The organism is Mucilaginibacter sp. 14171R-50 (assembly GCF_010093045.1).
Taxonomy (GTDB): domain Bacteria; phylum Bacteroidota; class Bacteroidia; order Sphingobacteriales; family Sphingobacteriaceae; genus Mucilaginibacter.
In genome coordinates this window covers 30,124-50,460 of sequence record NZ_CP048115.1, presented here as the reverse complement: position 1 = coordinate 50,460, position 20,337 = coordinate 30,124, and the positions used below count along the sequence as shown (strand labels likewise).

General features: G+C 44.2%; 21 protein-coding genes. 13 read left to right on the top strand and 8 right to left on the bottom strand.

Translation table 11 applies throughout. The features are described from left to right. Window positions 1-22 precede the first annotated feature (22 nt). Entirely contained in the window at window positions 23-241 is a 219-nt protein-coding gene (locus GWR56_RS00230) for a KTSC domain-containing protein (RefSeq protein ID WP_162429194.1), read from the top strand. On the opposite strand, the gene GWR56_RS00225 is transcribed toward GWR56_RS00230, so the two are convergent. Then, window positions 238-2,673 (bottom strand): outer membrane beta-barrel family protein, encoded by a 2,436-nt coding sequence (locus tag GWR56_RS00225; RefSeq protein ID WP_162429193.1) that lies wholly within the window; start codon window positions 2,671-2,673, stop codon window positions 238-240. The two genes, GWR56_RS00230 and GWR56_RS00225, sit on opposite strands and share 4 nt — an antisense overlap. Before the next feature lie 202 nt (window positions 2,674-2,875). Here GWR56_RS00225 and GWR56_RS00220 point away from each other — a divergent pair, with 202 nt between their 5' ends. Next, the gene (locus GWR56_RS00220) at window positions 2,876-4,159 is read left to right on the top strand and encodes a serine aminopeptidase domain-containing protein (RefSeq protein WP_162429192.1); all 1,284 of its coding nucleotides are present in this window, start codon (window positions 2,876-2,878) and stop codon (window positions 4,157-4,159) included. A 146-nt stretch (window positions 4,160-4,305) separates the two neighbouring features. Here GWR56_RS00220 and GWR56_RS00215 read toward each other — a convergent pair whose 3' ends face one another. Continuing rightward, window positions 4,306-4,779, bottom strand: coding sequence for a DinB family protein (locus GWR56_RS00215; protein ID WP_162429191.1), 474 nt, complete (start codon window positions 4,777-4,779; stop codon window positions 4,306-4,308). An 89-nt stretch (window positions 4,780-4,868) separates the two neighbouring features. On the opposite strand from GWR56_RS00215, the gene GWR56_RS00210 reads away from it, so the two are divergent. Further along, on the top strand, window positions 4,869-6,647 hold the full coding sequence (locus tag GWR56_RS00210) for a DUF885 domain-containing protein (protein WP_238395279.1): 1,779 nt from the start codon (window positions 4,869-4,871) through the stop codon (window positions 6,645-6,647). Between the two features lie 136 nt (window positions 6,648-6,783). On the opposite strand, the gene GWR56_RS00205 is transcribed toward GWR56_RS00210, so the two are convergent. Together GWR56_RS00205 and GWR56_RS00200 are read right to left on the bottom strand one after the other, a co-directional pair. Continuing rightward, window positions 6,784-7,080 carry a septum formation initiator family protein gene (locus GWR56_RS00205; protein WP_162429190.1) on the bottom strand — a complete coding sequence of 99 codons (297 nt, stop codon included), beginning with the start codon at window positions 7,078-7,080 and terminating at the stop codon, window positions 6,784-6,786. A 190-nt stretch (window positions 7,081-7,270) separates the two neighbouring features. Further along, window positions 7,271-8,611 (bottom strand): DEAD/DEAH box helicase, encoded by a 1,341-nt coding sequence (locus tag GWR56_RS00200; RefSeq protein WP_162429189.1) that lies wholly within the window; start codon window positions 8,609-8,611, stop codon window positions 7,271-7,273. A gap of 335 nt (window positions 8,612-8,946) precedes the next feature. Between GWR56_RS00200 and GWR56_RS00195 the strand changes: the two genes are divergently transcribed. Genes GWR56_RS00195 through GWR56_RS00175 form a run of 5 tightly spaced genes read left to right on the top strand, consistent with a single transcriptional unit; the run spans window position 8,947 to window position 12,826 of the window. Continuing rightward, on the top strand, window positions 8,947-9,807 hold the full coding sequence (locus GWR56_RS00195; RefSeq protein ID WP_162429188.1) for an STAS domain-containing protein: 861 nt from the start codon (window positions 8,947-8,949) through the stop codon (window positions 9,805-9,807). Between the two features lie 11 nt (window positions 9,808-9,818). After that, window positions 9,819-10,229, top strand: a complete 411-nt coding sequence (locus tag GWR56_RS00190; protein ID WP_162429187.1) for an STAS domain-containing protein — start codon at window positions 9,819-9,821, stop codon at window positions 10,227-10,229. Next, window positions 10,210-10,623: an anti-sigma regulatory factor gene (locus tag GWR56_RS00185; protein WP_162429186.1), complete on the top strand. Its 414-nt coding sequence runs from the start codon at window positions 10,210-10,212 to the stop codon at window positions 10,621-10,623. Before GWR56_RS00190 ends, GWR56_RS00185 begins: the two co-directional genes overlap by 20 nt. Then, on the top strand, window positions 10,616-11,626 hold the full coding sequence (locus GWR56_RS00180; protein WP_162429185.1) for an ATP-binding protein: 1,011 nt from the start codon (window positions 10,616-10,618) through the stop codon (window positions 11,624-11,626). The genes GWR56_RS00185 and GWR56_RS00180 overlap by 8 nt, the downstream gene beginning before the upstream one ends. Beyond that, a complete protein-coding gene (locus GWR56_RS00175) occupies window positions 11,627-12,826 on the top strand; it encodes a sensor histidine kinase KdpD (RefSeq protein ID WP_162429184.1) in 1,200 nt (399 codons plus the stop codon). It begins immediately after the preceding gene. A gap of 84 nt (window positions 12,827-12,910) precedes the next feature. Here the strand turns inward: GWR56_RS00175 and lspA are convergent, their stop codons facing one another. From lspA to GWR56_RS00160, 3 genes are all read right to left on the bottom strand, one after another. After that, window positions 12,911-13,450, bottom strand: coding sequence for a signal peptidase II (gene lspA / locus GWR56_RS00170; RefSeq protein ID WP_162429183.1), 540 nt, complete (start codon window positions 13,448-13,450; stop codon window positions 12,911-12,913). 158 nt (window positions 13,451-13,608) lie between these two features. Continuing rightward, window positions 13,609-14,712 (bottom strand): glutamine-hydrolyzing carbamoyl-phosphate synthase small subunit, encoded by a 1,104-nt coding sequence (carA, locus tag GWR56_RS00165; protein ID WP_162429182.1) that lies wholly within the window; start codon window positions 14,710-14,712, stop codon window positions 13,609-13,611. A gap of 226 nt (window positions 14,713-14,938) precedes the next feature. After that, window positions 14,939-15,538 carry a hypothetical protein gene (locus tag GWR56_RS00160; RefSeq protein WP_162429181.1) on the bottom strand — a complete coding sequence of 200 codons (600 nt, stop codon included), beginning with the start codon at window positions 15,536-15,538 and terminating at the stop codon, window positions 14,939-14,941. A 126-nt stretch (window positions 15,539-15,664) separates the two neighbouring features. On the opposite strand from GWR56_RS00160, the gene panB reads away from it, so the two are divergent. The 3 genes from panB to GWR56_RS20775 all read left to right on the top strand — a co-directional run bounded on the left by panB (window position 15,665) and on the right by GWR56_RS20775 (window position 17,676). Beyond that, window positions 15,665-16,480: a 3-methyl-2-oxobutanoate hydroxymethyltransferase gene (gene panB / locus GWR56_RS00155; protein WP_162429180.1), complete on the top strand. Its 816-nt coding sequence runs from the start codon at window positions 15,665-15,667 to the stop codon at window positions 16,478-16,480. A 114-nt stretch (window positions 16,481-16,594) separates the two neighbouring features. Beyond that, window positions 16,595-17,317: an RluA family pseudouridine synthase gene (locus tag GWR56_RS00150; protein WP_162429179.1), complete on the top strand. Its 723-nt coding sequence runs from the start codon at window positions 16,595-16,597 to the stop codon at window positions 17,315-17,317. Between the two features lie 8 nt (window positions 17,318-17,325). Then, the gene (locus GWR56_RS20775; RefSeq protein ID WP_370463828.1) at window positions 17,326-17,676 is read left to right on the top strand and encodes an HNH endonuclease; all 351 of its coding nucleotides are present in this window, start codon (window positions 17,326-17,328) and stop codon (window positions 17,674-17,676) included. A 375-nt stretch (window positions 17,677-18,051) separates the two neighbouring features. Here the strand turns inward: GWR56_RS20775 and yiaK are convergent, their stop codons facing one another. Further along, window positions 18,052-19,032: a 3-dehydro-L-gulonate 2-dehydrogenase gene (gene yiaK / locus GWR56_RS00140; protein ID WP_162429177.1), complete on the bottom strand. Its 981-nt coding sequence runs from the start codon at window positions 19,030-19,032 to the stop codon at window positions 18,052-18,054. Between the two features lie 129 nt (window positions 19,033-19,161). Here yiaK and GWR56_RS00135 point away from each other — a divergent pair, with 129 nt between their 5' ends. Then, window positions 19,162-19,662, top strand: coding sequence for a lipocalin family protein (locus GWR56_RS00135; RefSeq protein WP_162429176.1), 501 nt, complete (start codon window positions 19,162-19,164; stop codon window positions 19,660-19,662). Between the two features lie 44 nt (window positions 19,663-19,706). Next, window positions 19,707-20,285: a phosphoribosylglycinamide formyltransferase gene (purN, locus tag GWR56_RS00130; protein WP_162429175.1), complete on the top strand. Its 579-nt coding sequence runs from the start codon at window positions 19,707-19,709 to the stop codon at window positions 20,283-20,285. The last annotated feature ends 52 nt before the right edge of the window (window positions 20,286-20,337 follow it).

Below are 20,337 nucleotides of genomic sequence, written 5' to 3'. Positions count from 1 at the left end.
CAGTTGCAATGGTTTATCAGTTATGCGCAGGCAGGCAGTACAATCATCGGCGTTAAAAAGTATTGGCTACGATGCTGAAGAGCACATCCTTGAACTGGAGTTTAGGGAAAATGGCGACGTATGGCAATATGCTAACGTTAAGCCTGCTACCTATAAAAGGTTTCTGGACAGCGAATCGCGCGGAAACTTTTTTTCAACCAAAATCAGAGGCAAATATCCCGAAAAGAAAGTGAGCGGCTAATTATTAAGGCGCATCCTTTTTTGCTCGTCTTCGCTGCCGGTAACGTGGCTGGCCGCACCCTTTACACTTGTTTTGCCAAAGCGGTAGCTAAAGCTTAAAGTAACCTTGCGGTACTCCCGCCTATCCGTCATCACACGATCCAGATTTTGATAATTGGTGAACACGCGGTCCTGGTTGGTTTTAAATATGTCGTTAACCGCAAGGCTTAGCTTACCTAACTTATTAAATATTTGTTTGCTTATACCGGCATCAACATAATAGTTTGGCCTTACATTGTTAATACCGTAAAAGGTTGCGGTTTCGTACCTGCCTGATAGTTCTGCCGCAAGGGTGCTGCTTATCGCGAAGTTTTGCCACCATTGTACAATCAGGTCGCCGGTGCCTTTGTTCAGGGTGCCATATTGCCGATAGGCCACATATTTTTGGTATGAGGCATCAATATCGTAACGGCTACTCCACCACGATGTGAATTTAAACGGTGTACCCAGGTTAAGGCCGTAGGTATACACACGCCCCAGGTTAACATCGGTGGTAAGTATAACCTTGCTTGCATCGTCCTGCTCATAAAAAGGGAACGCTGCACCCGTGAGCAGCGTAGCATACAGTGATGTAACGGTTTCCTGGTTGTATGTATGACTAAGCCTTAAGGTGTTACTATAGTCGGGCAGCAGGTAGGGGTTACCGGCCTGGTAATTATACAGATCTAAAAACGACAAGAAAGGGTTTAGTTTATCGTATGTTGGCCGTTCAATGCCGCGCGTAAAGCTAATGCTGTATTCGTTTTTGTCATTGTAACTGTAACTCAATAACACCGTAGGGAAAACGTTAAAATAATTGCGCGCCGTTTGGGTGTTATTAGTTACAGAGTTGCCGTTATTACGGGTGTATTCTCCGCGCAAGCCGCCATCTAAAGAAAGCTTACCAAACTTGCCGGTGTAATTTACATAGGCGGCGCCAACATTTTCGGTAAATATAAAGTAATTGGTGTAAGCCGGATCAGCGGTATAAATACCGTTTATCTGTGGGCCAAATACCAGGTTGTTATCGCTTACTGTACGGCTGAATTTGAAACCGGCATCAAATTTTGCATCCTTTGGCAGTGGGTTGCTGTAGGCCAGCAGCGCCGTCCAGTTTTTCATTTTTGTTGGCGAGATGTTTTGCAGCAGCAGCGGGTCGCGGTAAACACTGCCATCACCGTCAAAAAAACGATTGGTGATATATTCTGCAGAGTGTCGGTTGGCCCGGGTATAGGTGAAGTTAGCGCTGAGCGCTTTGCCGGCCTTATCTAAAACGCTGGTATAGTTTATATTGTAGTTGATATTGCTGATGTCGCGGTCTATAGTTGAATTGGCAAGTATGGTAGAGTCAAGCATGCCCCGGTTAAATATGGCCAGAGTGTTATTTTTATCAAAGGTATTATTGTTAACCAGGCCACTTATCAGAAAGCCGATGCTGTTGCCCGGCGACAAAAAGAAATCGGTACCAAGCCGGAAGTTATGATTCTGATATTCTTGTACACTATTATAAGTTGTGTTATAATTGCTTTGCAGCCCGGCGTAGTTAATACCCCGGCCCGTATATAGCTGTTTCCACGTTTTATTGGCACTTACGTTGTAGCTTCCGAAAATATTATAGAAGGCAGCCCGATGATTAAAGGTAAGCCCCGTATTTGCCTTATAATACCTGCCATACCCCGCCGAAGCGCTAAACGTGCCGTTTGTGCCTATGTTTGTGCCTTTTTTATAAATAATATTAATGATACCGCCGGCCGCTGCATCGTATTTCGCCGAACCGCCGGTCAGCACTTCTACCTTATCTATACTGCTGCCCTGGGTACTTTTTAAAAGCGCGGCCAGCTCGGCACCCGTTAGGTTAGTGGCTTTTCCATCAATCAATACCAGCGCATCCTGGCGCCCGTTAATGCTTACGTTGTCGTTATTGCCAACCCGTACGCCTGGCGATTGCCGTAGTATATCCAATACCGATTGTCCGGCGGATATTATACTGGAGGCCGGGTTAATAACCATTTTGCCTGGCCTTACTTCAATAAACGGTTTTTTTGCGACAATGGATATTTCCTTTAATTCGTTGCTGGCGGGCGACAGGATGATCGGCACAGCTGTTACCACCTGCCCCGTGGCAAGCGTGTAATTTTTTGAATAAACCTTTTTATACCCAAGCCTTGTGGTAAGTATTAAATAATTACCGGGTTTAATGTCAGAAAATTGATAAGCACCTTGTTCAGTAACCAGGGCCGACATCACTACGGCCGAATCGGGCAAGGATAATAAAATAACGGTCGCGGCATCGGCAGGCTGATTATTTTGTAAAAAAACGCTGCCTCGTATGGCAGATGCACCCGTTTGGGCGTAACAAAAATTAAATAAACCTGCCAGGACAGCTATAAAAAAGCATCCAAATTTGACCCTCATTAATGTACCTCGTAGAAATTTCCTTATAGTTTAGCCCTCAAAAAAAAATTAAATATAACAACAATAATACAATGTTAATTATGCTACACAGTGTTTTACGTATTATAATATTAAATGTTGCTTTTAGTTATTGTAGATATATTAAAGCAAATTCCCTTTCAATTTTATTAATTTCGCCAACAGTGACCCTTTTGGATACGATATGAGAAAAATATACCTTTTAGCATTTATCGTGCTTACATCAGCTATTGCGAAAGCTCAGGATGCCCCGGCAAATTATACAGCGGCGGCTGATAAGTTTAAACAATTTTATAACGGTAACCAGCCGGATAGCATTTTTAATATGTTTAGCCCCGAAATGAAGGCCAGCTTGCCGCTTGATAAGTTTAAACCTACTACCATACAATTAAAATCGCAATTGGGCGCTTTAGTTAGCACAGATTTCGTCAAATACAACCAGCCGCTGGCGGTTTACAAGGCAACGTTTGATAACGCTGTTTTTTTGCTTAATATATCGCTCAATGGGCAGGGTAAGATGACCGGCCTGTTGCTTAGCCCTTACGTAGAGGAAGCAAAAACAATAGCGCTTGATGCATCGCTGAAAGAAACGCCCATATTGCTTAAAACTTTTTCAGGGTCGATATCAGGTACCTTAACTACACCCGTAAACGTTAACGGTAAAATACCGGTTGTGCTGATTATTGCCGGCTCGGGGCCTACCGACCGTGACGGTAACAGCCCTAAACTGGGCTTAAATGGTAATACTTACAAAATGCTGGCTAACGAGCTGGGTAAAAATGGTATTGCTACTGTACGTTATGATAAGCGTCTTGTTGGCCAGAGCGTATCTACTACAAAAGAGAAGCAACTGCGTTTTGAAGATTATGTAGATGATGCTGTTGGTTTAATAAATCAGCTAAGCAGCGACGAGCGATTTTCAAAAGTAATAGTGTTGGGGCACAGCGAAGGGTCGCTTGTGGGTTTGCTGGCTATTCGCGATCAGCCTGTAAACGCGTTCATATCTGTAGCGGGAGCGGGCCGCCGTGCAGATCAGATCGTTACAGAACAGGTCAAATCGATGCCGCAGTACCTGCAGGATAATTTTAAGGTTATGCTGGATAGCCTGAAAAGGGGGAAATTTACAGATAACATCGACCCAAAACTATATGCCATTGCAAGGCCCGATATCCAGCCCTATCTTTTATCGTGGTTTAGATATGATCCTGCCAAAGAAATGAAGAAAGTAAAAATACCGGTATTGATACTACAAGGCACTACAGATATACAGGTGCCGGTTACTGATGCAGAACTGTTGAAAAAGGCCAAATCAGAAGCTACGCTGGTTATAATACAGGGTATGAACCATGTTTTAAAAGAGGCCCCCGCCGATAGGAACCAGAACATTGCAACTTACAATAAACCCGACCTGCCATTAAAACCCGAACTTGTAAGCGGCATTGTCAATTTTGTAAAGGGGTTAAAGTAGATGTCTGAATGTGCAAATGTGCAAATATGCGGATGTGATAATAATTGTATACATACGAATCATCTGCATATTTGAAAATATGCACGGATATGCGATGCGAAATGAACCATCTGCATATCTGCACATTTGTAATCTGCACATCCGCATTATTTCCACGCCCCCAACAATCTTCTCAGCAAAACAATTTCGGCGGTGTGATAAGCGTTATGGTCGGCAATCTGTAATGCTTCGCGCAAAATGCTTTGGCCATCTCCGTGGGGTATGTTTTGAAAAATATCACCGCTTTTAAGCAGGTCAATAAATTCCTCCCTATCGGTATTGATCTGCTCAATGGTTTTATTCCATGCCGTATTATCTGCAGGCGTGCTTGCCTTTGGCCAGTATTCGTCCGGCCATTTTGGCGATTGATGGTTAGCATTTTTACTAAACTGCAGCATATCCCATTGCGCAATGCGAATATGCTCGGCCAGCTGCCAGATGCTGTAGGGGAGGTTAGCAGGTTTTACGCCGCGCAGTTCCGGCGGTAAGCCGCTTAGCGCATCTTTTAATGTTGCATGTGCGCCGCCGCCTTCCAATAGTTTTATTAGCTCTTTTATCAAAATCTCATGCTCATCATTCATAATACCAGTTTTACAGGTTAACAAAATAGATACGGGTTTGATTTATATGCCTCAAAAGTTTAAGTTTACCAAAGCTAAACTGTACCGTAGTGATTAAAAAAATACTCTTAATGGCCCTGTATGTGGCTGCATTTACAGCATGTAAAAAGGATGGTGAAGTTACACAGGATATGTCATTAAAGGATGATGCCGCCTTTTTAAGATACGAAGATCATTTTTTGGAAGAATTGTGGAAGAACAACCCTGATTGGGCAACCAGCGTGGGCTACCATAAGTACGACAGCGTTTTGCTTGTGCCCAGCCAAAAAACCCGAGAACAGGCCATAAAATTTGCTAAAGTGCAGATAGACTCGTTAAGCCGCTATGAAGTAAACAGTTTAAACGATGCGAATAAGATAGACCACCGCCTGATGCAAAACCAGATGGAAAGCCTGCAGTGGTACACCGAGCAGCTAAAATCGTACGAGTGGGACCCATCATCATATAATGTAATTGGCACATTTGCTACCATACTTAACGAAAACTACGCACCCCTTACCAAGCGCCTGCGCAGTTTTTACCAAAAAATGGAGAATATACCGACTTACTACAAAGAGGCTGAAAAGCAGCTTAAAAACCCGGTTACCGAATTAACCGAACTCGCCATTGACCAGCACCTGGGCGGTTTGGGCATCATCGAAAACGATTTTGCTGATTCCGTTAAGAAAACAAATATCCCCGCGGCCGAACAAAAATTAATGACCGACCGTGCCAAAGCATCCGCAGAAGCTATTAAGGGTTATGTGGCCTATTTAAAGGCCATGAAAAACGATAAGCCCCGCAGTTTCAGGTTAGGTAAACAACTTTACGAAGCGAAGTTCAAATACGATATCCAAGCCGAGGGAACAGCCCAGCAAACTTATAACTCGGCAGTGGAGCGCAAGAAGTTTCTGCACCGCGAGATGGCCAAGCTGAGCAGGAAGCTTTGGCCGAAATACTTTGGCACACAGCCCATCCCTAAAGATTCGCTTGAGTTTATTGCCAAAGTTATAGATACGTTATCGTCTAAACACGTTGCCCCGGGCGATTTCCAGTCGGCTATTGAAAAAGAGATCCCCAGGCTTACCGCTTTTATCAGGAGCAAGGACCTGTTAACGCTCGACCCTTCAAAACCATTAGTTGTGCGCAAAGAACCGGGTTACATGGCTGGGGTTGCAGGCGCCTCTATCAGTTCGCCCGGGCCATATGATAAAAATGGCAATACGTACTACAACGTGGGCAGCCTTGCGGGCTGGTCGGCAGAAAAGGCCGAGAGTTACCTGCGCGAGTACAACAACTACACTTTGCAGATATTGTGTATACACGAAGCTATACCGGGGCATTACACGCAGTTGGTGTATGCAAATCAATCGCCGAGCTTAATAAAATCGGTATTGGGCAATGGCGCCATGGTAGAAGGGTGGGCCGTGTTCAGCGAACAAATGATGCTGGATGCGGGCTTTGGCGACAACGCGCCCGAAATGCGGCTGATGTGGTATAAATGGCACCTGCGGTCGGTTTGTAACACCATATTGGATTACAGCGTGCACACATCGAACATGGCCAAAGAACAAGCCCTTAAATTACTTACCAAAGAAGCGTTTCAGCAGCAAACCGAGGCCGAAAACAAATGGAAGCGTGTAAGCGTAACCAGCGTACAGCTAACCAGCTATTACACCGGCTACAAAGAAATAAACGCCCTGCACGACGAGTGGAAGAAAAAACAAGCCGATAAGTACAAGGTAAAATTGTTTAACGAGAAGTTTTTGAGTTACGGCAGCGCCCCGGTTAAATTTATTAAAGAGGCCATGTTTGCCATACCCAAACCCGACCCCAAAAGCGGAAATTAGACCGCATAAAAAAATGCGGCGGTTAGTTTCATGGGTGAGCTCCACACGTTATTGCAAACACTAAAAAAGTGCAGATAATTCCCGGATTTTTGCGGAAAAAAGTCTGATTTTTTCGGAAATTTTTAAGAATGCGGGGTTATTTTTTCTTCTCGTGAACGATAACAAAAACGTCTTCGTTATCTTTTTTCATGAGGTACTTTTCGCGGGCAAATTTCTCGAGTTTAACCTTATCTGAGGTAAGCTCCTCCAGGTCCTTGTTAACCTTAGCGGTTTCTGATTGATAAAAAGCTTGTTCTTGCTTTAGTTTGTTCAGTTGCTGATGATAATCGTACTGAGAGAAGAGGTCGTTTTTATCAAAAAAGGTCATCCATACCACAAAGGCCAGTGTAACCAGGAAGAATTTATTCTTTATAAGGTCTAAAAGGCGTCTCATTTGTATCGGTTGGATTTTCACTATAAAGCTATTTAATTTCTTTGAAGGGTGCAAATATAATTTAGCGTGCGGGAAAAAGAGTCCAGATGTTGAAGATTCATGATTAAGCCCTGGGAATCAGGATATAAAAAAAGGTTGAAAATTTAGCAAACCTAAATTTCCAACCTCAATTTTTAGTCGCTAAAACCGCTTATCGGCGTCCTGATCGCCCCGATTCGGCCCTGCTGCCCGCACTGCCACGGCTGTTGCCTGCGCTGCCACGGTGACCCGCCGGCCTACCGCCTGCACCCGGGCGCTTGTTGCCGCCACCATGCCTGCCGCCGGCAGGTGATGCGCTTTTAGGCGTACCGTTTTTGGCTTTGCTCATCATCTTTTCCGTCATCGCCTGAAAGCTTAACGGGTAGGGATGTCCCTGCTCAACCGGTATTTCTTTGGCTATCAACTTATGAATATCCTTAAGGTAATCTATTTCTTCCTCGCCATCGCAAAAGGTAAGGGCTATACCGCTTGCCCCCGCACGGCCAGTACGGCCAATGCGGTGTACGTAGGTTTCAGGAATGTTAGGTATCTCGTAATTGATCACGTGCGTAAGCTCGTCAATATCTATACCGCGGGCGGCAATATCGGTAGCTATAAGCACACGTGTGGTACGGTTTTTAAAATTTGTTAACGCACGCTGACGCGCGTTTTGCGATTTGTTGCCATGTATGGCCTCGGCGGTGATGCCTGCGCGTACAAGATCTTTTACCACCTTATCTGCGCCATGCTTTGTGCGTGTAAAAACCAGAGCGGTTTTAATGTCTTTATCTTTTAAGATGTGGTTAAGTAACAAGCGTTTATCGCCCTTGCTAACAAAAAACAACGATTGCTGTATCGTATCGGCGGTTGATGATACAGGTGCAACTTCAACCTTTGCAGGCTTTTGCAGTATGCTATCGGCCAGGCTTTGAATTTCATTAGGCATGGTTGCGCTAAAGAAAAGTGTTTGCCTGTTAGCGGGCACTTTGGCTATCACTTTTTTAACATCGTTTACAAAGCCCATATCCAGCATTCGGTCGGCCTCGTCAAGCACCAGCATTTTTATCTGGTCGATATGTACGTAACGCTGGTTCATCAGGTCTAACAAACGGCCCGGAGTTGCTATCAGGATATCCACCCCGCGGCGCAAAGCATCAACCTGGGGGTTTTGCGATACACCGCCAAAAATAACCAGGTTTTTAAGTCCTGTATTCTTGCCGTACGCGGTAAAGCTTTCGGCAATTTGTATGGCCAGTTCGCGGGTTGGGGTAAGTATTAAGGCCTTTATTTGTTTTTGCTCTTTGTGTTTTTGTTTATCCAAAAACAATAATTGCAGTATGGGTATAGCAAAAGCAGCTGTTTTGCCGGTACCGGTTTGCGCGCAACCCAAAAGGTCGCGGTGCTGTAATATATAGGGTATAGCTTGTTCTTGAATTGGAGTAGGCGTAGTATAGCCTTCTGTTTTTAAAGCCCTTAAAATAGGCTCAATTAAATTTAAATTTTCAAATGACATGTAATGATTGTAATGTATGTGCTAACGCGAAGCATTAAGCGGATCTGAAGAGTGTCTAATAAATCAAAACCGTAAATCAACGGGTAATTATGCAAAGATACGCTTTTTATATGCAAGTAGTATTAATGGCTGTAATGTGATGTAGGGGTGACAGGATATGACTACGGGTTAGTGGGTAAAGTTGCATCGTATTAGGATATGAAATTGCTTACTAATTAATTACTTAATTATTCCCTGCTAAATAAATTTTGTAATGCAATACCTATTATCTACCTTTCACACTTAATTTAACTTGTCAAGTTTGAATTTTACTTATCAATCTGTATCCTTCAACCATGTCACAAAATACTTATCAATTGCTACAAAATAAAAAAAAGAACATCCTTGAACTTTGGATGAAAAACCAGTTGACCGACGAGGGTTTGCGTGAAGACCTGATCAGCAACGACGAATTGAGAAATCAATCGGAAGAGTTAATTGACGCGCTGGTGGGTAACCTGTCCGGAAGTAACCTTACCAACCTCGAATCTGACGAGTGGAATCCGGTAATTGAAATATTAGGTGGTATAGCCATTACACGTGCACGTCAGGGCTTTAGTCCGCGCGAAACGGGTAATTTTGTTTTCTTGCTGAAAGAGGCTATCCTGGAAGTGTTACAGAATGAGGTAGACGACCCGAGGGCGCTTTTTGCAGAAAGCCAGAAGATAAACCGCCTGATGGATAGCCTGAGCGTGGTTACCTTTGAAACATTTATTAAAGGACGCGAAGAAGTAATACTGCGCCAAACTGATGAGATAACCGAGATATCTACACCGGTTATCAGGGTATGGGATGGTATACTGGCCCTGCCTATTATCGGCACGCTTGATAGCGCGCGCACACAGATAGTAATGGAGAACCTTTTACAGGAAATTGTAGAGTCGGGTTCCAGTATCGCCATTCTGGATATATCGGGTGTACCTGCTGTAGATTCACTGGTAGCGCAGCATCTTATAAAAACCGTAAGCGCCACACGCCTGATGGGTGCCGAGTGTATAATTAGCGGAATACGCCCCGAAATTGCACAAACGGTGGTGCATTTGGGTATCGATCTTTCTAACATAATCACCAAGGCTACCTTAGCCAGCGCGCTGGCCTATTCTTTTAAAGCGATGAGATTAGAGGTTAAAAGGCTTAATACAGTATCAAAAATATAATAGATTAAGTAATGGATAAAATTCCTATTCTAAGGATGGGAGCCTTTTTGCTGGTTACCATACAGGTTGATCTTTACGACAGGCTTGCCCTGAACCTGGAGGCCGACCTGGTACAAATGGTTAACAAAACAAGCGCAAAAGGGGTTTTAATTGATATTTCCGCTGTTTCGATAGTCGATTCATTTATGGGGCGGATAATTGGCAACATCGCCAGTATGTCTAAAATACTGGATGCCCAAACCGTGGTGGTTGGCATGCAGCCGGCCGTTGCAATTACATTAATTGAGCTGGGTTTGCCGCTTAAAGGCGTACACACTGCGCTGGATATGGAAAGAGGCATGAAACTGTTAAAATCCATGGTAGGAGATCAGGAGGACGACGCAGACGAAGATCAAACCACCGATGACCTTATCGCTGAGTAAAGATACCATTCAGGTATCTAAAGAACAGGACGTGGTTTTTTTAAAGAACCGTGTAAAGGAAACCGCGGTAAAAATTAAGATGGGGCTGGTTAACCAAACCCGTTTACTAACGGCATGTAGCGAACTTGTAAGAAATATGATGCGCTATGCCGATGGCGGTTCGTGCCTTATTGAGGTGGTATCAAGCGGGCGCAATAACGGCGTGCGCTTAACCTTTACAGATAATGGCCCCGGTATACCGGATATAGCTGCCGCCATGCGCGATGGCTTTTCTACCGGCCGAAGCCTGGGTTTGGGCTTACCCGGTACCAAACGCCTTGTAAACGAGTTTGATATTAAGAGTAAAGTGGGCGAGGGTACAGTGGTAACGATATTAAAATGGGCTAATGGTTGATGCAACGCATATCAGTTTTACGGCGGACGACCGCAGTTATTTCTCGCTGATAAAAAAGGAGATACACCGCATGGCCACCGAGGGAGGCATTGGCGTTGCCCGTACTAATGAACTTGACCTGATAGTGGCCGAAATGACCTCCAATCTATTTAAATATAGCAACGATGGTGAACTGCTTGTTGGCGTGTTTGCCAACGGGGGCGAGCCGTATGTAGAGCTTATAAGTATTGATAACGGTCCGGGGATGGTAAACCCCGCACGGATGATGCAGGATGGCATGTCAACCACCAACACTCTGGGCCACGGGCTGGGCAGTATGAAAAGGTTATCAGATACGTTTGAGCTTTACTCTCAGCCGGGCTGGGGCACCATAGTGTTAAGCCGTGTATATAACCGCCAACCCCCAACAGGTATTAAACCTTCTGTAGTTATACGGCCTATAGTGGTTTATAAACCGGGTGAAAAAACCAGCGGCGACGGCTTTGCGTTTAAAAAAACAGAAAAGTATTTTAAGCTGATGCTGGCCGATGGACTTGGCCATGGCCCCGAGGCCAATATTGCGGTTAATGAAGCAGCTAACGCCTTTAGAGTATTCCCGGATTTTAGCCCTACAGAAACTATTCGCTTTATTCATACCAATATCAAAAAAACCAGGGGCGCTGTTATTAGTGTTGTGGGGTACGATCTTGAACGTAAAATGTGGACCTCGGCAGGGGTTGGTAACATCGCTGCACGATTTTTTAACAACACTAACTTAAAAAATCAAATGTCGTATAACGGTATTGTAGGACATAATATCCCTAATACTATGAACGACCAACAATACGCCGCGGATGAATACAACCATTTAATGCTATGTTCGGATGGTATAAAAACACGTATCGATATGGCCCGGTACCCAATGATATACAAATACGATCCTACTATTTTAGCATCAGCTATTTATAAAGACCACGCCCGGCGAACTGATGATATGTCGGTTGTTATAGCAAAAGTAAAATAAATGAAAGAAGTAGTTAGTATGTCGTTAGAGAACGATATGGACCTTGTTCTGGCGCACAAGAAATCTATGCAGGTTGCAGATAAATTGGGCCTAACCATTGCAACGCAAACTACTTTTGCCACCGCAGTATCTGAAATATCGAGAACTGTAATTGAGTATACTGATAACGGGGCACTGTCTATCGGGCTCGATCAAAATAAAACCCGCTATGCTTTGGTAGCAATGGTGACCTTTGAGAGCGATGTTGCTTTTAACGATGCTCACGAAGGCTTTTTTTATGCCCAAAAATTGGTGCCCGAATTTGAAGTGACAGTAAACAGCGGCGTTACCGCTATACAAATGAAGATAGGGCTGCCACGATCTTTAAAGATCGACCCGGTAAAAATAAACAAGCTGCGCGAGTTTTTTAATGGCCAGGCACCCATTAGCGCCTACGAAGAGATCAAACGCCGAAATTTTAGCTTGTCAAAGATAGCTGAAGAAAAAGATGAGGAGATCAAGCGGTCAAAACTTATAGACGAAAAGAAAACAGAGTTTATATCTATAGCCAGCCATGAGCTGAAAACGCCCATGACGGTATTAAAGGCCTATACGCAAATAGCCAAAGCCACTAAGGAACCCCTTTCGGAGCATTTGAAAGGTGTTTTGACCAAAATAGATGTGCAGGCCTCAAAACTCAATTCGCTTGTGCAGCAACTGCTCGATCTGTCGAAAATTGAAAATGGCAGCTTGCAATACAACATGACCAACATCAGCCTGAACGGGTTTGTTACAGACCAACTGGCGGTAATGCAGCAAATTTTACCCAATCACACTTTAGAGAGCGTTTTAGGAAAGGATGTGTACGTAGCGGCTGATATTTTAAGAATGGAGCAAGTGTTCTCTAACCTGTTGGGTAATGCCGCAAAATACTCCCAAGTAAACACAAAGATTGAAGTGGGTACTGCCATTGATGCTGATGGGCATGTTATCGTTTCAATAAAAGACTACGGAAAAGGGATGTCGCTAAAAACTATGCAATTGATATTTGATAAGTTTTACCGTGCCCAGGATGTGATATCTACCCACCCGGGGTTGGGTATGGGCCTATACATTTCATCCAAAATCATTAACGACCACGGCGGAAAAATATGGGTGGAAAGCGAGGAAAGCCAGTGGACTAAATTCCATTTCAGCCTGCCGGTAGTTAACGGAGCGTAGCCTGAGTGGCGTTAATAACTATGCAACGTCATAGCAGCAGCGGCCGGCTCTTGCGAAAACAGGTATTAGATGTATAAGAAGCCCTTACAGCTCGACGGAGTGATCTTCGATTATCGTTTTTTCTGCCTTTTGATCATCGTTCCGCCTCAAAAACGCGTTTAGCAGTATCAGCCCAAAACCAATCATGATAGAAACATCGGCAGCGTTAAAAATCCCCGTTTGCAACGGGCCGAATTTTAGGTGCACAAAATCGGTTACCGAGCCACGCACTATCCTGTCGTAAAGGTTACCCATACCGCCGCCAATACAAAACACAATGCCGGTTACCATTAAATTGCTGAGGCCTTTTTTGGTAATGCTGTAAAATAATGCGCCTAACAGGGCAATTGCAGGTAACAACGTAAGCAAGATAAACCTGAAGGGTTGTACCAACTTTGCCCCCAGACTTAAAAAAGCGCCGGTGTTTTCAACCCGTAGCAAGGTAACGTGGTTGTTAAAAAAGAAATATTGATCGTAATAGCCGATATGCGCGCGCATCATGGATTTAGTAGCCTGGTCGGCAACGATGTTTAGCGCGAGTATAACCAGGAAAAATATGATGCGTGGGGTACCTGTAAATTTCATTGCAGCGAATGTAGGAAAAGAGAATTTGAAAATCACGATGTGGTCGAAAATCAGTTTTAAACGTTCGTTCTTAATGAGTATGTGGCACTTCGTGGTAAAATAATAGAGCCTTTCAAGCTAAACTCGAAAGGCTCTATGTAGTCTGCATATCTGCATATTTATTTCTTCATCATCCCAATGAAATCATCGAAAAGGTAACGGCTATCGTGCGGGCCGGGTGAAGACTCCGGGTGATATTGTACCGAAAAAGCATTTTTATTTTTTACACGGATACCTTCAATCGACTGGTCGTTAAGGTTTACGTGGGTAATTTCTACCTTATCAGATGCTCTTACTGCTTCCTGTACCACACCAAAACCATGGTTTTGCGATGTAACTTCGCAATGATCAATAATGACATTCTTCACCGGATGGTTTAACCCGCGGTGGCCGTTAAACATTTTTTTAGTTGGTATATCATTAGCCAGGGCAAGCAGCTGGTGGCCAAGGCAAATGCCAAACATCGGCTTATCGGTCTCTAATATCTTTTTAACAGTTTCTATGGCGTAAGGCATGGCAGCCGGATCGCCGGGGCCGTTAGAAATGAAATACCCCGATGGTGCGAAATCTTTTTCCATTTCTTCAAAAGTGGTTTTTGCCGGGTACACCTTGGCATAAACGTCGCGGTCATCAAAGTTGCGCAGGATGTTCTTTTTAACACCCAGGTCAAGCACGGCTACACGGTAGGCGGCGTTCTCGTTACCAAAAGTGTAAGTTTCTTTGGTTGATACCTGCGATGAAAGCTCCAGGCCATCCATATCAGGCGCTTCGGCCAACCTGGCTTTCAGTACGTCAAGGTCTAATATTTCTGACGAAATAATAGCGTTCATGGCACCTTTATCGCGTATGTGGCGAACGAGTTGGCGGGTATCCACGTCAGATATACCTACAATGTTCTGCTCCTGAAAATAATCCTGTATCGACTCGTTTGCCTGCTTGCGGCTGTAAGCGATGTTATAATTTTTGCATACCAAACCCGCAATTTGTATCTGTCCGGATTCAACCTCATCGGTATTGATACCGTAGTTGCCGATGTGCGCATTAGTGGCTACCATAATCTGCCCGAAGTAGGATGGGTCGGTAAAAATTTCCTGGTAGCCGGTCATACCGGTGTTAAAGCAAATTTCGCCTGTGGTAGTACCAATTTTCCCGGCAGCTTTTCCGTAAAATACGGTACCGTCGGCTAACAATAAAACAGCAGGTAATTTGGTGAAATGATTCATTTAGCAAAAAAATTGAAAGGGTTATTAATTCGGATTTTCTGGCTCGAAGCTCCGTGAAAACAAACCGGAAGGCTGAAGTAAGATACCTCTTTATTCACGCCGCAAAAGTAGGCAAAAATTTGCTATTTTGGATATCCAATTTTGAATTTTTGGGATAATAACAAATCCTGACATGAATTTGAATAAATAAGCGGCGTTATAATCTACGGTTATGGATGGAAAACGTTTATTTTCTCTCCAGTTCTGTTATCAGTTTAATCAGTTTATCCCGGTTCTTTGCTGACTTTATCCAATCCGGAAGTTTTTCGACCATTGTCCAATGACTGCGGTTGTCCCGTTCCCTTAGGTCGGCAGATATATATTGTTTCAGGTATTCTAAATGCCTGTAGTTATAGGCAAAAAAATCATCGCCCCTGAAATTTTTCGACAACCAAAAAGGTAGACCAAAGTATCCGTCAGATAATTTCCCTGTATCTTTAAAATACCATTCCTGCATTTCATTTCTCGGTTCATACTTTTCTGTCTTACCGCAGTTAAAACATTTTACAGCAATGCTTTCTTTTTTGTCTGTAACGTTTTTTATTTCAACCTTTAGCTGAGCCGCGCAATGCGAACAGTGACAGTCGAGAGTTACAGTGTATGATTTATGCCTCCCGTTTAGCGAATAAAAACAATTTGGGCATTTCAAGGTCCGGGAAGAAAAATACGAAGCGGGGTCGTCTTTTGTTATAACGGCGCGCTTTTCGCATTTGGGGCATTCCACAAAAATTTCATCTTCAAAATGCGAGATGCGAAAATTCTTGTCTTGAAATCTGTTGGTTGCCATGTTTAAATATAGCTGATGTGGTGTTCAAATATATCAAGATTATCTGTGCGCAATTAAATCCTAAATCGAAATTTCGAAATCCGAAATCCAAAACTGTACATTTGCTAAAAAACTAAAAACCATCCCATGTCGGTAAACAAGGAAGTTAAACGCATCACCACGCACATTTTGCAGGAAATGAAAAACCGCGGAGAAAAAATAGCGATGCTTACGGCGTACGATTTTTCGATGGCCGCCATAGTAGATAATGCCGGTACGGATATTATCCTGGTGGGCGATTCGGCCAGTAATGTTATGGCCGGACATGAAACCACGCTTCCCATTACCCTGGACCAGATGATCTATCACGCGGCCTCGGTGGTACGTGCGGCCAAAAGGGCCCTGGTGATCGTCGATCTTCCTTTTGGGTCATACCAAGGCAACTCTAAAGAAGCTTTGGCTTCGGCTATCCGTATCATGAAAGAAGCGGGTGCGCATGGTGTAAAATTAGAAGGGGGAGTAGAAATTGCAGAATCGGTTACCCGGATACTCGCAGCCGGAATCCCGGTAATGGGACACCTGGGTTTAACGCCACAATCGATATATAAATTTGGTACATATACTGTAAGGGCTAAAGAAGAGGCAGAAGCCGCAAAACTTAAGGATGATGCACTAAAGCTGCAGGAGTTGGGTTGCTTTGCCATTGTATTAGAAAAGATACCTGCAAAGCTTGCTGCCGAGGTTAGCAGATCAGTAAGTATACCAACTATAGGTATTGGCGCCGGCCAGCATTGCGACGGGCAGGTTTTGGTGATACATGATATGCTGGGCATAAACAAAGGGTTTAAACCACGCTTTTTACGCCAATATGCCAATTTGTTTGATGTAATGAACGATGCTATTACCAATTATGTTGGTGATGTAAAAGCAAGAAGCTTCCCGAACGAGAAAGAAGAGTATTAAGTAGTCCATGGTCAATAGTCGATAGTCCATAGTAGAAAAGAATTATGATATCGACCCAAACCGGGCAATAAACATAATTATGGACCATTGACAGTGGACCATCGACTGAAAAAAATGGCGCGACCAGAATTTAATTATATAAGCAAGGATATTACCGATGCGGATATACTGTATGAGGATAACCACCTGATAGCGGTAAACAAGCGTGCGGGCGATATAGTACAGGTAGACGATACCGGCGATGAATCACTGGACGAGAAGGTAAAGAAATATATCGCCAAAAAGTATAATAAACCTAATGGTGCATTCCTGGGCGTTGTTCACCGGTTAGACAGACCCGTTAGCGGGGTTATCCTGTTTGCCAAAACCAGCAAGGCGTTAGAGCGGATCAATAAAATGTTTAAAGGGCGCGAAATGCATAAAACCTATTATGCTATTGTGCGCAAGCGCCCGCATCCCGAGGCTGGTACCCTTGTACATTACCTGCTTAAAAACCCGCAAAAGAATGTCACTAAGGCACATGATAAAGAAGTGCCGGGTAGCCAGCGATCTGAACTAAACTATAAACTGGTAGGCGAGCGCGAGGATTATTATGTAATAGAGGTAGACCCTATAACCGGGCGCCCCCATCAAATACGGGTGCAGCTATCAACCCTGGGCTGCCCCATAGTGGGCGATAATAAATATGGCTATCCGCGCGGCAGCCTGCGAAAAAGCATTTGCCTTCATGCGCGCCGCCTGCAATTTATACACCCTGTTAAAAACGAGCCGGTACTTATAGTGGCACCGCTGCCCAAAGATGGTTTTTGGGAGAAGTTTGAGGGACTGATAGAATAGATGTGCAGATGATTTGTAATAAATGTGGTAACGATAATTGGAGTAATTGGACGTCTTCGTCTTCATTTAAAGTCTATAAATATTGCAAAAGTTGTCGGCGAGAAAGGGCTGCCACGTACAATCAAAGGAAAAGTGATGCTTTTGGGAAACATTCCCAAAAACAATGGCTTAACAAATTGGATGAGTTTAAGTTCTGTCCAGGATGTAATAGGAAATGGTCGTTAATTGAGCCGCGAGCTGACAAGCGATACAAGCACGTCTGGACAAAAGACCACATTATTCCCCTCACTAAAGGCGGCTCTGACAGTATAGATAATATTCAACCACTGTGTTATCGGTGTAACTTTGGCAAAAGATAATATTGGGCGTTGCCTGCGGCCCGGGCTATCCGCTCATACTGCTCAGGCCTTAGCCACAAGGCCGGTATTCGCTGCTATCCCTAACGCATTTGCGTCTATAACGATGGGAGGTAAACTTATCGCTATCATTTCTTATGTGCGCCGGCCTTCTGTCAAAGCGGGCGGGCCGGGAGTATGGCGTGAATGACGGTTTAGCTTTCGAACTCGCGCATGCGGGAGAAAGCGTTAAGAACCGGCAGGGCGGGCGGAAGCGTCGCTTTGACTTGGCCTTTTCTTTTGGTTCGTTTTCTTTGTGGCTAAGACAAAGAAAATGAACATCCACAGGCTTAACGTAACCTGCTGGCGCGCCTAACAAGCACAGAAAATCAGCGAGCGTTACAAGCCCTTCACTTTCTCCCAAATCTCCTCATCAATCCATACACCATCCTTTAAACTCTGTTCCCTTGTCCTTAGCATGTTTTCGCCGGGGAAGAGGATCTCGTTACCCTCACTGTTGCTTTTGGTGTAGCTGATGATCTCTTCTATCAATGCGGCGTTCCGTTCATTATCGGTTTTAATGGCAATAAACACCTGCGAAACCCCGGTTTCTTTACGGCCGCTTTGCGTTATTACCGGGGTGGAATCGCCACCACTCAATACTGTAGCCATCAGATCCAGCACTAACGACAACCCTGACCCTTTCCAGAATCCGATAGGCAATGGTCGTTTACTTTCCGCTATGGCGGCGGCATCGGTTGTAAGTTCACCCTCTTTATCGTAACCACCCGGCACGGGTAGTTCTTTACCCTGCGCCTCGTATTGCCAAAGCTTCCCAAACGAATATTGTGTCATCGCCATATCCAACACTACATGACCACCCTGCCGGGGCACGGCTATTACAAGAGGGTTGTTACCCAGGCGCGGCTCGGTACCGCCCCATGGGGGCAGGTTGGCAATAGTATTGGTAAAGCATATGCCTATATAACCCGCTTCGGCGGCCTGCAAACCGTATGTGCCGCCACGCATCCAGTGATTGGTGTTTTTTATAGCAACACAGCCAATGCCATTGTTTTTTGCAATATCAATTGCCCTGCCCATACAGAATTGAGCATTTAACATGCCGGGGCCCATATTGCCATCGCATTGCTCAACGGCGCCAAATGAGCTTACCAATGCAGGTAAAGCATGGGGTATAACCAGTTTTTCCCTTATGTATTCAACAAAAACCGCAAAACGGTTTAAGCCATGGCTGTAAACGCCGTCGCGGCTATTATCAGCAAAAACCGCCGCGCACGCATCGGCCACGGCATCGTTGATATCCAGGCTGGTGAGCACCCGTTTAAATTCGGCTTTAAGTTGAGGGTAGGGTATACGCATGAAGCAAATATATAAAGCTTCGGCAACGGTTTATGAACTATAGTTACCGCGTATCGAAATATTTTATGGCATAAATAGTTATATTAAAGCACCTTTCCAATTGCGTAACTAAACTATATTTGCAGCTTAATGACAAATAAAAACTTATATTTTTTACTGGCGGGGGTTGTTGTTATCAGCTTTTTTGTCAATGGATGTAAAAAAGAAAAGCAAAGCAGCATACCGGGCCTGCTCACCTACGGAACCTGGCGGTTGGGTTCTGTAATGGAATATAAATACCTTGGCGATTCGCAGACTTCGGTTGATACACTGGAATGTGATTCTGTTCAGATCTTTAAATTCAATGACGATAAAACGTGCAGTTACACCAATTTTGACTGCAACCCAACTACTATGAGCGGCACATGGTCGTTATCAGATACCAAGCTTTACCTGTTTGCAGATATTACCTATCCCGATATCACTTCGGCCGGCACCAAACAGCCGTTTATTAACTCGCATATTACAAACCTGGGCGAATTTTCGATGGTGCTTGAAACGGGTGACCTGCAAACATATTACACGGCCAACGACAAAAGGACCATTCGACGTTACGGATTTACCAGGATTAAGCCAGCGATTGCCAAATAATTGATAAAATTTTATATTTTGCAAAATAAAATCTACCGATCGTTTTGAAAAAGAGAATTGCCATTTTTGCTTCGGGTTCAGGGTCGAATGCTCAGAAAATAATGGAGCATTTTAAGCGAAATGCCGATGCTGAAGTTGTATTGATCCTAACTAATAACCCGCAGGCCTACGTTTTGCAGCGGGCGGATAATTTTGAGATACCATCGCACATATTTACGCGCCACGAGTTTTACGAAACTGATGAAGTGATAAGCCTGCTTAAAAACCTGCAGGTAGATATTATTGTGCTTGCCGGTTTTTTGTGGCTGGTACCACCTGCTTTATTAAATGCGTTTCCTAATAAAATCATCAACCTGCACCCTGCGCTGCTGCCGAAGTTTGGCGGTAAAGGCATGTACGGCGATAACGTTCATAAAGCTGTACTTGAAGCCGGTGAAGAAGAATCGGGTATTACCATACATTTTGTGAATACCCAATTTGACGAGGGCGAGATCATCCACCAGTCTCGTTTTAAGATAGAGCCCGGCGATAACCTGGAAATGGTGAAATTTAAAGGCCAGCAGCTGGAGCACCAGCATTTTCCGAAGGTAATTGAGAGTTTATTGAAGAAGATGCGGAGTTAGTTACTTGTGATTGGTTAATTAGCGGCGGTTTGTTGGCCTTTGGAATTTGCAT